Origin of the sequence: Maribacter sp. (assembly GCA_020629415.1) — a bacterium.
Taxonomy (GTDB): domain Bacteria; phylum Bacteroidota; class Bacteroidia; order Flavobacteriales; family Flavobacteriaceae; genus Maribacter; species Maribacter huludaoensis.
This window is the reverse complement of record JAHDDL010000001.1, coordinates 13,641-27,829: the sequence shown is the minus strand read 5'-3', so window position 1 is coordinate 27,829 and position 14,189 is coordinate 13,641. Positions and strand designations below refer to the sequence as shown.

Annotated in this window: 13 protein-coding genes; 6 read left to right on the top strand and 7 right to left on the bottom strand. The window is 36.3% G+C overall.

Annotated features, from left to right (window positions below; all coding sequences use genetic code 11):
- Positions 1 to 45: 45 nt before the first annotated feature.
- On the top strand, positions 46 to 495 hold the full coding sequence (locus tag QZ657_RS00100) for a hypothetical protein (protein WP_291964183.1): 450 nt from the start codon (positions 46 to 48) through the stop codon (positions 493 to 495).
- Here QZ657_RS00100 and QZ657_RS00095 read toward each other — a convergent pair.
- The 5 genes from QZ657_RS00095 to QZ657_RS00075 all read right to left on the bottom strand — a co-directional run bounded on the left by QZ657_RS00095 (position 492) and on the right by QZ657_RS00075 (position 7,625).
- A complete protein-coding gene (locus tag QZ657_RS00095; RefSeq protein WP_291964181.1) occupies positions 492 to 1,469 on the bottom strand; it encodes an acyl transferase in 978 nt (325 codons plus the stop codon). The genes QZ657_RS00100 and QZ657_RS00095 overlap by 4 nt on opposite strands.
- Before the next feature lie 74 nt (positions 1,470 to 1,543).
- Positions 1,544 to 1,867 carry a T9SS type A sorting domain-containing protein gene (locus tag QZ657_RS00090; protein WP_276470949.1) on the bottom strand — a complete coding sequence of 108 codons (324 nt, stop codon included), beginning with the start codon at positions 1,865 to 1,867 and terminating at the stop codon, positions 1,544 to 1,546.
- A 267-nt stretch (positions 1,868 to 2,134) separates the two neighbouring features.
- The gene (locus QZ657_RS00085; protein WP_276470950.1) at positions 2,135 to 2,443 is read right to left on the bottom strand and encodes a T9SS type A sorting domain-containing protein; all 309 of its coding nucleotides are present in this window, start codon (positions 2,441 to 2,443) and stop codon (positions 2,135 to 2,137) included.
- 244 nt (positions 2,444 to 2,687) lie between these two features.
- Complete coding sequence (locus QZ657_RS00080; RefSeq protein WP_291962144.1) at positions 2,688 to 4,742, bottom strand: hypothetical protein; 2,055 nt, start codon at positions 4,740 to 4,742, stop codon at positions 2,688 to 2,690.
- Positions 4,743 to 4,796: 54 nt separating this feature from the next.
- A complete protein-coding gene (locus QZ657_RS00075) occupies positions 4,797 to 7,625 on the bottom strand; it encodes a TonB-dependent receptor (RefSeq protein WP_291964179.1) in 2,829 nt (942 codons plus the stop codon).
- Between the two features lie 184 nt (positions 7,626 to 7,809).
- Between QZ657_RS00075 and QZ657_RS00070 the strand changes: the two genes are divergently transcribed.
- From QZ657_RS00070 to QZ657_RS00050, 5 genes are read left to right on the top strand one after another with little or no spacing between them, the layout of a single operon-like run.
- A complete protein-coding gene (locus QZ657_RS00070; RefSeq protein WP_291964178.1) occupies positions 7,810 to 8,496 on the top strand; it encodes a response regulator transcription factor in 687 nt (228 codons plus the stop codon).
- Complete coding sequence (locus QZ657_RS00065; protein ID WP_276470954.1) at positions 8,497 to 9,567, top strand: sensor histidine kinase; 1,071 nt, start codon at positions 8,497 to 8,499, stop codon at positions 9,565 to 9,567. It abuts the gene before it with no gap.
- 52 nt (positions 9,568 to 9,619) lie between these two features.
- Positions 9,620 to 10,288 carry a tRNA (guanosine(46)-N7)-methyltransferase TrmB gene (trmB, locus tag QZ657_RS00060; protein ID WP_058104947.1) on the top strand — a complete coding sequence of 223 codons (669 nt, stop codon included), beginning with the start codon at positions 9,620 to 9,622 and terminating at the stop codon, positions 10,286 to 10,288.
- Positions 10,289 to 10,292: 4 nt separating this feature from the next.
- Positions 10,293 to 10,919 (top strand): LysE family transporter, encoded by a 627-nt coding sequence (locus tag QZ657_RS00055; RefSeq protein ID WP_099190987.1) that lies wholly within the window; start codon positions 10,293 to 10,295, stop codon positions 10,917 to 10,919.
- Between the two features lie 13 nt (positions 10,920 to 10,932).
- Positions 10,933 to 11,277: an MGMT family protein gene (locus QZ657_RS00050; protein ID WP_058104949.1), complete on the top strand. Its 345-nt coding sequence runs from the start codon at positions 10,933 to 10,935 to the stop codon at positions 11,275 to 11,277.
- A 2-nt stretch (positions 11,278 to 11,279) separates the two neighbouring features.
- Here QZ657_RS00050 and QZ657_RS00045 read toward each other — a convergent pair whose 3' ends face one another.
- Positions 11,280 to 12,626 carry a sensor histidine kinase gene (locus tag QZ657_RS00045; protein ID WP_291964173.1) on the bottom strand — a complete coding sequence of 449 codons (1,347 nt, stop codon included), beginning with the start codon at positions 12,624 to 12,626 and terminating at the stop codon, positions 11,280 to 11,282.
- Positions 12,626 to 13,990: a sigma-54-dependent transcriptional regulator gene (locus tag QZ657_RS00040; protein WP_291964171.1), complete on the bottom strand. Its 1,365-nt coding sequence runs from the start codon at positions 13,988 to 13,990 to the stop codon at positions 12,626 to 12,628. The genes QZ657_RS00045 and QZ657_RS00040 overlap by 1 nt, the downstream gene beginning before the upstream one ends.
- Positions 13,991 to 14,189 lie beyond the last annotated feature (199 nt).

Here is a 14,189-nt window from a genome sequence, read left to right as displayed (position 1 = left end):
TTTGTGGTTTAGGGTATCTTGTAACTAGTTAAAGGTCTAGGTACTATGAAAAGATATTCCGTTTTGTTTCTGTTTTTATTACTTTTTATTTCATGTGCAGATGACGATGACTTTGGTCTAGAGTCAACACAGTTTGTGTTCTCGGAGCAAAGATGGGAATTGGTTCAAATGTCTGGTAGTTTTACGGGTTCTGAAACTACGGGCAAAGATATGCAGTGGCAAGAATATTACATTTTCTCACCAGAAGGTACTTTTCTAAAATCTAGAACGGTTAATGATGAAGTTACCGAGGCTACAGGTACTTTTGAGGTTGTAGAATATGATAATGATCTCAATCATTATTTAGAACTTACGTACCAAACCGGAAATACATTGGTAGGTAATTGCACAGGCGATAATAAAGAGCTCTTAATGTACAGAAATACCACTATGATCACTAGCTTATGGTTGGCTTGCGATGGACCAGGGTTAGATTACCAGCTTAGAAAAAACTAAAGTACCATTAAATTACAACCTCTAATATCAGAATTATCGAATCTACCGATAATTTCAAAAGTGTTGTCTTGGTTAATTTTTCCAAGATCTTGAGTTGCAATAAAAGAACAGGAATTAATATTGGCCAAATCTATAACATTGATTCCGCCAGATTTACCGGTGTTTAAATACGTAAGGGGGTCTTCGGTATCCCTTACCATTATTTTCATCCAGGCAGGGCAATTGAACACTCCCTCACCTTTAGAGTAAGCTTGCGAAAGTAGCTCTGTCATTCCGTATTCAGAATGTATTTTAGTTACACCAAATCCGTTAGAAAGTATTTCATGTAGTTCTTGGCGTACAATTTCTTTTCTACGCCCCTTCATACCACCGGTTTCCATAATTATGGTGTTTTGCAAGGACATTTGGTATTGTTCGGTAAACTCCAGTAATGCAAAAGAAACACCAATGATCAAAATTTTGGTATCTGTTTTTTGAAGCTCAAGAAGAAGTTGGTGCAATTGTTCATATTCATTTAAAAAAAAGCCACTTTTTGGGTGATTTGATTTTTTTATCAAATCATCTGCCATATAGATCAAAGAAGAACCGGTACGTTCTAAATAAGAAGGTAAAAGCGCAATAACGCAATAATCTTCAATAGAACCATAAAAGTGATCAAAGGCCTTTAGGTAACTTCTTTCGTACAAACTTAGGTCACTAACAAAATGCTTACTGGTCTCGCTACCTGTGGTGCCGCTACTGGTAAAGATTATTTCTGGTGTTTTGGTTGTGCTTAGAATACTTTTAGACTTAAAGAATTCAATAGGTAAAAAAGGGATCTGTTCTAAAGTTAGAACTGTATTTGGGTCTACATTTAAATAGGAACAGAAAGAACGGTATACAACATTGTTGTGGTATTGAAAATGAAATACGCGTAATGCCTGGATTAAAAAATCCTCTTTAGTCTGTATATCAAAAATTGCCTTGTGTTCCATGTACCTAATCAATTATGACAAAGGTACTGAACCAAATTATTTTAATGGTTTTGAGATGAGAATATGTAAGTTATCTATTTAACTACTAGCTTACGGGTAAAAGAATTACCATTTTCAGTTACTTGAACTACATATACGCCTGGTGATAATCTAGAGATGTTCATGGCTTTTGCAGATAATTTTTCGGTCAATACCAATTCACCGAATACATCATAGATTCTTACTTCTTTAAATGAATTCTGCTGGGTGGTTACATAAACCACATCTGCAATTGCTGGGTTTGGGTATAATTTAAAACCGGAAATTTCATCTTTACGTAGGTTGTTGACATCTATAGTGTCTTGGGCATATAAACCAACGGAGACTACCATAAATAGCATAAAGTAGATTTTTTTCATTTTGTATTGATTTGGGATCAACACTATAAAGGTATATAGAAGTGTAACTAGAACACTGAAAATGTTGTGAAAGGTAAATTTATGTAGGTCAATGAAATACGCGGAGTATTTCGTCGTAAAAACGTGTATTTGACCGATATTGAATTTTACTGATTAAGAAGGAAACTGATGCTGATCTTGTTCGGTATATCATAAAATAACCTGTGCTTAAGTAGAAATCAACACTAAATTTAAACCTATTATTATGTAGATTTTCTTAGAGGTTTTTTACTTAACGATCAACTTACGGGTGCACATCTTGTTCTTTTCAAGAACACGTAATACGTAAACACCGGCATCTAAATCAGAAAGATTTAATTCTTTTCCTAAGATGGTAGTTTTGAGCAATAATGTACCAAATACATCATAGATGAAAATTTCTTTGGGAGCATTAAGGTTTGTAGAAATAAATACTTTACCTGTTGTAACCGGATTTGGATACATATTAAAACCATCAATATCCCCATTGCTTTGGGTACTTTGCCCATAGCTGAAAGAAATAATAAAAAAGAAGAGGATTAGGTAAAGGTGCTTCATATATAGCTGGTTACAAATGCTATGCCACAAATATAGGAATTTAACACGCTCTTGTGTTTTTGTAGGAGGAGATATTGTGAAAAGATCGATGAAATGCAAAATAATCGATGAAATACACTATTTATGACTTGAGCTACCTGTTTTATTGGGCTTGTAACTTGCGTGTAGTCCTGGATTGTAAGAATATTTTTAATCAAAAAAGCCCGCTATTTGCGGGCTTTTAAATAGAATATAATACTGTTAATTAGTTGCCGGTTGCCCAAGCAAAAATTGTAACATCAACTGCAGTTCCGTTGAAAACGTCATCTTCAGTTGTAGTAAGGGCAGTTCCGTCCACAATTACATTTTCCAAAGGACCATTGTCTTTCATGTCTACATTTGTATCATAACCAACTAGACTTACGTTTGTCAATGTGGCCCCAGAAGTCGCTTTAAATTGTAAAGCAGTACCACCAACTGTAGAGACAGCGGTAAAGTCAATTAACTTAGGGTTTCCGTTAGCTTTATCAGCTTCCACAGCAGTTGAGAAACCTTCAACATTATGTAGAACGTAAGCGGTTGTTACTGTACCGTTCCAACCTTCTGTCCAGTCAATAGAATCATCTTGGTTGTTTTCAAAGTATAAGTTTGAAGCCGAAACTGTGCCGCCAAAGAACTCAACACCATCATCTTCACCGTCGATCATTGCAACGTTGTCAATAGTTGTTTCAGAACCTACAGCATAAAGAGTAAGACCGTTATACTGAGACTCGGCATTGATTTGTGCTCCTGCATTTTTAATAATCAAGTAGCTTATGGAACCAGAGTTGTCTGTATCGTTAGTACCACCGTATTTGAAATCACCTACCTCGGCAGTAGCATCTATACCTTCAGTAGTAGTTGCATCTCCTAAAATTACCAAACCTCCCCAATCTCCAGGGTTGTTATTGGTTGAAGTCATTACAACAGGATTCGCTTCTGTACCTTCAATTACAATTTTACCTCCACGTTGAACAACGATGTAAGTTTCAGTTTCGTCACCAGACTCAACTTGTGCACTAATAGTTGTACCTGCAGGAATGGTTAGCGTAGCGCCATCCTCAACACTATAATTTTTTGATAATAGGTAGTTGATGCTTGCATCTAAGGTAAGGTCGTTGGTTAAGTTTCCTGTCAAAATGCTGCTCCCTACAGCTGCATCTGTATTTACCCAATCAAAAATTGCAACGTCTACAGTTGCATTTGCATTGTAGCTATTATCTGGATTACCAGCTTCGCCTTCAATGACAACATTAGCCAAAGGACCATCGTCTTTCATGTCTATAGAAGTTTCGTAACCACTTAAAGAAAGACCTGTAATGGTAGCGCCAGAAGTAGCTTTGAACTGTAAAGCCGTACCACCAACGGTTGAAACAGCGGTAAAGTTTATTAAACTAGGGTTTCCGTTAGCTTTATCAGCCTCAACTGCAGTTGAGAAACCTTCTTTTGTATGAAGTACGTAAGCATTGGTTACAGTACCGTTCCAACCTTCTGTCCAGTCGATAGAATCATCTTGGTTGTTTTCGAAATATAAGTTAGAAGCAGAAACAGTTCCTCCAAAAAACTCAACACCATCATCATCACCGTCGATCATTGCAACGTTATCAATACTGGTTTCAGAACCTACAGCATATAATGTAAGCCCGTTATACTGAGATTCGGCGTTAATCTGAGCACCTGCATGTTTTATGATCAAGTAGCTGATTGATCCGGAATTATCGGCATCGTTAGATCCACCATATTTAAAGTTTCCAACTTCTGCAGTAGCATCAACACCTTCAGTAGTAGTGGCATCTCCTAATAATACCAAACCACCCCATTGACCTGCTTCGCCACCTGTAGATTGCATAATTACCGGCGCAGCAGCTGTACCCTGTACATCTATTTCTCCACCTCTTTGAACAACGATATAAGTTTCAGTTTCATCACCAGACTCAACTGTTGCATTAATAACAGTACCTGCAGGTATTATTAATTTACCCCCAGCTTCAATACTGTAGTTTTTTTCCAGTGTATAAGTTTTAGAGGCGTCAAGAGTTCTTTCTTCTGATAATTGTCCAGTTAAAGTAGTACTTTCTTCTGGGTTTGTTGCTTCGCATGCAGTACAAGAACCACCGCAATCAACTCCTGTTTCATCACCATTTTTTATACCATCGGTACATGTAGGGGCAACCGCATCTGGTCCATCATCTGGATCATTGTCGTCATTACTACAGCTAGCAAAAGTAATAGCTGCTGCTAGAGCAAAAACTTTTACAAAATTTCTTGTTTTCAATTTCATAATAAACATTTTAAAGAATTAAAATTAAAGATTAGTGATTATTGAGTGATCTAATTAAAATTTGTAATTAAGACCTAAGCTAATACCCATACCTGTTGAATATGAGCTTACGGTTTGTTCAGTTTCAATATTTGTTATCGGGCTTTTAATTAACTGAGTTTGTTTAATTTCAGGATTTAATAAATTTTTTCCTGTAAGACTTACTTTTATGTGCTTTCCGAATTCTTTGCTTATTTGAGCGTTCAACACAACGAAGCCATTTTCAATAATAGCATCGTCATAAAAAATATCTCTGTTAGTTTGGTCGGTTGGTACGCCTAAAGAGTAGATTTTATCGGAAGCGTAATTGGCATTTAAAGATGCAGCAAATGGGTTGTCACCGGCAGTATCAAAATTCAAACTTGTGTTAAAAATCCAGTCTGAAGCACCTTGTAAATCGGTTTCGGTAATTCCTTTATATTGAAAGCTTCGAAGTAAGTTGCCGTTTTCATTATAGATTTCTTTTAAGTCTTGTTGGTGCCACATACGGGTTACATTTAATACCATATTTAAATTGTAACCAGATTCAGAACCATTGTCGTCGTCGTATGCAGGTGTAACTAAATCTATTTTAGTTTCTGCTTCAAGACCGAAAATTTCAGCTTTTTCGCCTGAATTGAAGTAAGAGAATATTCCTGCGGAACCTCTTTCTCTTACTCTGTTGATCGGGTCAGATATATCTTTGTAGAACGCGGCGACAGAAACTAATTGACCTGCAGATGGAAAATACTCCCACTTTAAGTCCATATTAATATCTTTTGATGCGATCAAATCTGGGTTACCACGACTTATTTGTCCTGTTGGAGATACATAACTGAAAGGTGCAATTTCCTTAAATTCCGGAAGTGTAATAGTACGGCTAACCGCTAAACGTAACGCATGCAGTTCGTTAATGGTGTATTTAATATTTAGGCTTGGGTAGAAATTGCTGTAATCTTGGTTACTTTCTCCTGTTCTAGGTGATAGGTTACCTATATCATATGCAACTTCAATTTCATCTCTCTGAAATCTAAGACCGGCGTCAAAATTCCATTTATCAAGACCTACATTAAAAGAAAAGAATGCAGCCTTAGAATCTAGTGTACCTAGATAGATATCTTTTCTTTCGCCATTTGCATTTGAACCTAAAAGATTAATTTCTAACAGACCGACGTCAAAGTAAGATTGACGGAAAATAGCACCAAGATTATCTATAGATGTTGGGTTTACTGCGTTGGTACTTATTTCTTCTACACCAACGAATTCCGAACTAAAATCACGCTCTTTGTTTCTATAGGAAATACCAAAGTTTAATTTAAAGTTCTTGGTGTCTTCGTCAATAATTTTTAGTTCGTCTTTTAAAAAGGCACTAAATTCTTTGTCATCGATTTCTTGGCTAGACTTACGTTGTTGAAAACCACCATTTCTACCTAATTGAACAAGTGTACCGTCTGGGTCAAAGTTTACTTCGTTTCTAATTCTATTTGGTTCATTGGCATTTAGTAAATTATATCCTGCAGCCCATTGCAATGTGTTTTTTTCGCCTATTTGGTGTCTACCTATTAGCTGGGTTACCAATAGTCTGGTTTGTTTTGTATTTTGATCTCTAATAAATTGGAAAAGACCTTCGCTAGGACTAGTTTCTTCAAAGATTGTTGCTTCCCCGTTACGTCCGCCTTCAAAAACATTCTCATCCAATTTGTTTACAAAAAAGGTACTGGATTTAATTTTATGTTTGGCATTGGCCAAGTAAGTAAGGTCAAGTAATGCCGTGTTGACAATTTTCTTTTGGTAAGTTGTAGCATCGGTAATGGTGTCGTCAATAAAATTAGACCTGAATTGTCTGAACAAACCTTCTCTATGCTCAAAAGACCTTGAGTGTGAAGCTGTAAAGAAAACGGCAAGTTTATCTGCAATTTTTTTACCAGCTGCAATGGACATGGAATAATCTATAGGGTTTTCCTGTCTTAAAGTGTTCCATCCTTGATTGGTGATCAGTTGTTGCGTAGATAGGTTTTGGTCGTAGAACCCAAATGTAGTATTCTTGCTATTCTGCGATATTTTAAAGTTGTCATACACGCCGCTTTTCACAACATTTGAATTTACTCCTCCGGAAACTCCGATAGCAAGTTCACTTGAACCCGCTAATTCTCTAGAAGTAATGTTTACATTACCAGAGGCTTGATCGGCAGATCCTTCAACACCGTAGGTTTTACTGATACTTACATTTTGTAGAACACGTGTAGGAAACAAAGAAAGGTTGATGTTCTTTTTATCAATGTCATCAGATGGTACGGGAAGTCCGTTTAAAGTAGAGGATAAATATCTATCGCCCAAACCTCGTACAAATACATCTCCAGAAGCTTCACTACTAGAAACCCCTGATATTTTTGTAGTTGCTGTTGCTGCATCTGATACCCCAATTTTAGCAAGCTCTACGGCACCTATGCTCTCTTTAATTTCAATAGCTTTTTTCTGATCCAAAAGAAGAGCTGTTTCAGAATCTTTTCGCGCTACAGTTGTCACTGTTACTTCATCAAGTGATACACCTTGCGATGCACTTAAGGGGACATCAATTGTAGTAACCTTTCCTGCTATAATTTCTACATTAGGAATTTCAACCGTCTCGTAACCTAAATAACTAAATGTTACAGTATAAGTCCCGGGCTCAATAGCCGATATCTCGTATAAGCCGTCAAAATCTGAAGTGGTACCCTTTGTGGTACCTTTTAATAATACGTTTGCAAATGGTAATGGCTCGTTGTTCAATTCTTTGTCAGTAAGTGTTCCGACAATGCTTCCCGTGTCTTGAGCATTTGAAATAATAGTAACAATAAGGGATGCAAAAATTAGTAATTTGTTCATTATATATATTGATTCTTTAATCAGCGGCAAAGAAAGAGAGAGGTTGTAATCTTCGGGTTAGATCCATGTTAAACATTTATTTTGTTAATGTTATCTAAATGTTACTACATTAAATCAATGTTAACTGGCTTTGCAGTAATAGTATTATCTTTACTTTTGAGCCAATCAATCTAATTTTAAAACCATGAAAAAGAAGGACATTAGAATACTTTTAGTTGATGATGAACCGGACATACTAGAGATAGTAGCCTATAATTTATCTGCGGAAGGATATGATGTATACACGGCTAAGAATGGTGCCGATGGTGTTGCCAAGGCAAAAAAGAAAATGCCACATCTTATAATATTGGATGTAATGATGCCCGAAATGGATGGTGTTGAAGCTTGTGAGATCCTAAGAAGAACTCCTGGTATGGAAAACACCATAATTACCTTCTTAACAGCTAGAGGGGAAGATTATTCTCAAGTAGCAGGTTTTGATGCGGGTGCAGATGACTACATTACAAAACCAATAAAACCAAAAGTTTTGGTAAGTAAGGTAAATGCGCTACTAAGACGCATGAAGAACGTAGAGAATGCCCAAGAAGATATTACCAAAGTAGGTGATATTGTAATTAATAGAGAAGAATATAAGATTGTTAAAAAAGGTAAAGAGATTATTTTGCCTAGAAAAGAATTTGAACTTCTAGCTTTATTAACTTCAAAACCTAGCAAAGTTTTTAAAAGAGAGGTAATTCTTGATAAAGTTTGGGGTAATGAAGTTGTTGTTGGTGGTCGTACCATAGATGTACACATTAGAAAACTTCGTGAGAAAATAGGTGAGGATCATTTTAAAACTGTTAAAGGGGTAGGTTATAAGTTTGTACTCTAGATGGCTGCACCGTTACGTTCAAGAAAGTCATATCGTTTTGCATTTCGCTCATCGCTGTACATTGTAATAATCGGCATATCTGTGCTGGCATTATTGCAATGGCGTTTTAGCACCATAAATTGGGCTATTTTATTATTTGCGGCCTTGTTCTTTTTTGTAATTTCCTTTGTTACCCTACAATTAAGAATTGAAAAATTCATCTACAAGCGTATCAAGAAAATTTACGATGATGTAGAGTTGCTGGAATCTAGTACCATACTCTCTTACCCTGTAACTACAGATATGAGAACCTTGACACAAGAGATAGAGAAATTTGCGAAGGATAAGAAAATTGAAATAGACACTTTAAAGATTAGGGAAGAGTACCGTAAAGATTTTTTGGGTAATGTATCCCATGAGCTAAAAACTCCATTGTTTACCGTACAGGGTTATATAGAAACCTTGTTAGATGGTGCTATGGAAGATAAGAATATTAGGAAAAAGTATCTTACCCGTGCCAACAAGGCGGTAGATAGATTAATATATATTGTTAAAGATCTAGACTTGATCACTAAATTGGAAGTTGGTGACCTTAATCTTGAAAAAAGCTCTTTTGATATTATAGATTTGATCCAAAGTGTATTTGATCTTTTGGAGATGAAAGCGGCCAAGAAAAATATCACCCTTACTTTTGATATGGAATATGCAGATCCCATATTTGTCTTTGCCGACAAAGAAAAGATTCAGCAAGTACTTACCAATTTGTTGGTCAATTCTATCAAATACGGAAATGACAACGGTACCACAGAGGTAAGCGTAGAAGACTTGGTCAAGAACAAGGTTATTGTAAGGGTGACCGATAATGGAGAAGGTATACCTGCAGTACACATACCAAGACTTTTTGAACGTTTTTACAGGGTAGATCAAAGTGGTAGCCGTCGTGAAGGCGGTTCTGGCTTGGGGCTTGCCATAGTAAAACACGTCATTGAGGCACATGGCGAAAAAATCTACGTAGAAAGTGCCGTAGAGGTAGGATCTGAGTTTTCTTTTACATTAGAGAAAAGTATCGTTCAAATAGAGGAAGTACAATAAACGCTAACCCTTGCTTTTTTCTTAGATTTGCCCCAGTTTAGATGTAATCATTGTGGGAAGTAAGAATAAGTTAAAAAGATTTCAGGAAAACGAAACGTTTTCAAATGTAATTCAGCCAACAAGAGAAGAGGTGGTAGGTGGTTTTCCATTAAAGGGAAAATGGAATACACACTTTAAAAATGACAATCCTATTGTTTTAGAATTGGGTTGTGGTAAGGGCGAGTATACCGTTGGCTTGGCAAAGAAATTTCCAAACAAGAATTTTATTGGTATAGATATCAAAGGTGCCCGTTTTTGGAAAGGAGCCAAAGAAGCTATTGAAGGTGATCTACCCAATGTTTGCTTTATACGAACACAAATAGAACTGATCGATCATATTTTTGGTGCGGCCGAAGTTTCTGAAATCTGGATTACCTTTCCTGATCCGCAAATAAAATATAAGCGTACAAAGCACCGTATGACCAATGCGGTATTTTTGGAGCGCTATAAACAAGTTTTAAAACCAGAAGGTACCGTAAATCTAAAAACAGATAGCGAGTTTATGCACGGGTATACCTTGGGCTTATTGCATGGTCTTGGTTTAGAGGTACTGTATGCTAACCATGATGTATACAAAAATGAAGGCAGTCCTAAAGAGGTTTTGGAAATACAGACTTTCTATGAAAATCAGTATCTTGAAAAGGGAAAGCCTATAACCTTTGTTAGGTTCAGGGTAAACTAAATCAATGCAGCAACTACCAACCTTGTTTGTTTTTACTTTTGGTGCAGCTTTTATTGCATCATTGCCACCAGGCTTGCTCAACTTAAATGCAGCCAAGACCAGTGTGGAGAAAGGTAAGGCAAATGGTATTATTTTTGGATTGGGAGTAGCACTGGCCGTAATGTTACAGACCTATATTGCTGTACGTATCGCCAAACTAATATCAAGAAATCAACATGTTATAGAGGTGTTGCTACAATTGGCATTGGGCATCTTTTTTATATTGGCAATCGTATTTTTTATCAAAGGGAGAAATCAGAAAAGTAAACCCTTAATGTTGGTGGAGACCAAAAAACGAAACAGTTTTTCAAAAGGGGTGTTCTTGGCACTCATTAACCTACTGGCCATACCTTATTACAGCGGACTTAATACTGTGTTTCACTCTCAGGGTATTATGACCTATGAAATTATAGATGAGGTGCTATTTATATTGGCAACGGGTAGTGGTACCTTTTTGGCAATGTATTTATATGTTATTTATTTCAATAGATGGGAGCATAGAGCGGCTTCATTCTCTAAGAACAGTAATTATATTTTAAGCGGATTAATGGTATTGCTATTTATCATCACTGCTTTTCGATTATTTAATTAAACGATAGGATGCCATGAAACCTGAAAATGAGAATTTCTTTGAAAGAGTATATCAGGTGGCACGGTTAATTCCTGAAGGTAGGGTAACTTCCTATGGTGCCATTGCCAAATATTTAGGTGCGGCTCGTAGTGCAAGAATGGTAGGTTGGGCAATGAACGCATCTCACACTATGGATGATATACCTGCACATAGGGTCGTCAATAAGGCTGGGATATTAACCGGCAAACACCATTTTGACGGTACCAACCTTATGCAACAATTGTTAGAGGCAGAAGGTGTTCAAATTAAAGATCTGCAAATAGTGGATTTGGATAAACATTTCTGGGATCCGTTTACTGAGCTTAAAGCAGAATTGTAACGCTATTGAAAGGTTAACGTAAACGTTGTTGTTTCATTAGATGTTACACGTATTGATCCCCCATGTAAACGCATAATCTGTTTGCTTAAACTAAGCCCTATTCCGGTACCAGTACTTTTGGTCGTAAAAAATGGAACAAAAACCTCATCTAACATTTCAGGAGAAATACCAGGACCATTATCCGTTACGGTAATATATTTCTTGCCTTGTGGAGATTCACCTGCCGTGATCACTATTTTTCCTTCTTCTTGACCTTCTAACGCTTGTTGTGCATTTTTTCCTAGATTTAGGAGTATTTGGGTAAGTTGTTTTTCATCAATATACAGTTCTAGATCTTCAGGTTCTGCGATTACTTCAAGAGTGATGTCATGTGCATTGGTATATTCTTGTAGTAGGAGGCGTACTTTTTCTAAAATTTTGGTCGCTGGTATTAGTTCTCTTTCAGGTTCAGGTACACTTAAAAAAGTACGGTAAGACTGTACAAAACTCATAAGGTCATTACCCTGTTCTTTAATGACTTCAAGACCTTTGGCAGAATTCTTTATTTGTAGTTCTCCAAATTCTTCTGGGATAGTCAGTTCATTTCCTTTCTTAAAGTATTTTAAAATAGATTCAGAAATAGAGGTTATTGGTGTAATGGTATTCATGATTTCATGCGTAAGTACACGTATAAGTTTTGCCCAAGAATCGGTTTCTCTGTCATCCAATTCTTTTTGTATATCATGAACTACGACTAATAGTAGTTGCTGTCCTTCAATGGAAATTGGGGTGCATTTTAAAGTTAGCTCTTTTTTTCCTCGTTCATTACCAAGTGAGTGTATGGTACTTTCAAACGGTTGTAGATTTTCAAACAAGCCATAAAGACCAGGGTCTATTTGCTTTAATTGTTTTACATGGTTTAAAGGTCTGTAATTGAGCAAATCTTGTACGGTAGGGTTGGCATAGAGAATGTGTCCTTTATCATTGACGGTAAAAATGCCTATATCCGCTTGTCGTAAAATCTCTTGGTAGTATTGTTCTTGCGCCTGTTTTTTAAGGTGAATATCTTGAATCATATTGTTCAACATATTCAAACTATGGTTCAATTCTTCAATAGACTTTACGCTTAGTTTTTCGGGAAAGCGTAGGGTAAAATCCTCATTTTTTATAGCATCAAAAAAATAGGCTATTTTTCTATTCGTTTGGTTTACGTAATGTATAAGAGCGTACACCAATCCTATAAATACAACGGTTAAAATAACACCGAGTAAATACTGTTCTTTAGAAAAAAGAAAAGCGGTACAAAGCGCACAAATAGCAATGAGAACTATGCGAAATACAAGTTGGTAGTATATGCTTTTGCTGACCATTATTTTCCTGATTTTTTAAGTTTATTGTAAAGTGTTTGTCTGGAAATACCCAATTGGTCCGCTGCGGCACTGTAATTACCGTCATTGTCGTTAAGGGCTTTGGTTATCATCAACAATTCCATTTCTTCAAGGGTTTTTGGTCCGGCTTCCATTGCAACAGCTGGTTTTGCGTCCAATAAAAAATCAGTTGGTTTTAGTACATTTCCTTCAGATAAGATTACGGCACGTTCCATAGTGTGTAGAAGTTCGCGTACGTTTCCTGGCCATGGGTAGGCCATTAATTTTTCTTCTGCAGTTTGGTTTATTTTTAAACTTGGTTTACCATATTTGTGGGCATATTTTTTTAGAAAATAATCTGCCAAAACCAAAACGTCATTATCACGATCGCGCAATGCAGGCACCTGTACTTGAATGGTATTTATTCTATATAACAGATCTTCTCTAAAAAGTCCGTCTGCCACCATTTGTTCTAAATTACAATTGGTTGCACATACCAATCTTATATCTACAGGTATGGGTTTGTTTGATCCTACCCGTACCACCACTCTGTTTTGTATGACCGATAATAGTTTGGCTTGCATCTGCAAAGAAAGATTCCCTATTTCATCTAAGAACAAAGTACCTCCATTAGCAGCTTCAAACTTACCGGCACGGTCATCTTTGGCATCTGTAAAGGAGCCTTTTACGTGGCCAAAAAGTTCGCTCTCAAATAAATTTTCAGAAATAGACCCCATATCCACAGAAATAAAAACCTCATTATTTCGGGCAGATGATTTATGAAGTTCTCTGGCTATAAGTTCCTTTCCAGTACCGTTCTCCCCGGTTACTAAAATATTTACATCGGTTTTGGCAACTTTCTGCACAAGGCTCAGTACACTATTAAGTGCTTTTGAATTACCTATGATGTAATTGGAATTCTGATTGATAACCTGTTTTAGGTTACTTTCTTTCTGTTTTAAGTGTTGTACTTCTTTCTGTGATTTTCTAAGCTCGTAGGCAGATTTTACCGTAGTTAAAAGTCGTTCGTTATTCCAAGGTTTCAATACAAAATCTGTTGCCCCTTCTTTAATGGCTTCTACTGCAAGCTCAACGGCACCATAAGCCGTCATCATAATAACCGATATGTGCGGAGCCTTTTTCTTAATTTCTCGCAGCCAATACAATCCTTCGTTACCGGTATTCACTCCGGCAGAAAAATTCATATCCAATAATATGATATCTATTTCCTTAAGGTTGGGAAAAGATGAAAGTAAATTAGGGTTAGAAATGGTTTGTACACTTTTATATTCAAACTGTAATAGTATTTCTAATGCGCTGAGCACGCTTTTGGTATCATCTATTACAAGAATCTTGGCATCGATCATGGTTACATTCTTTTTTACTCATTTAAATCTACACATAGAAGTTTGTATTTTCATATCCCTGTAAAAAATTTTGACAATATCTGTACAACATTTTTACACTGAGAAAATATGGTCAAATTTTATTTCAAGTTAAATACCTGTAAATCAATATCTTAAAATTATGGCACGCATATAGTATAGAGAATGGCATACCAATAAA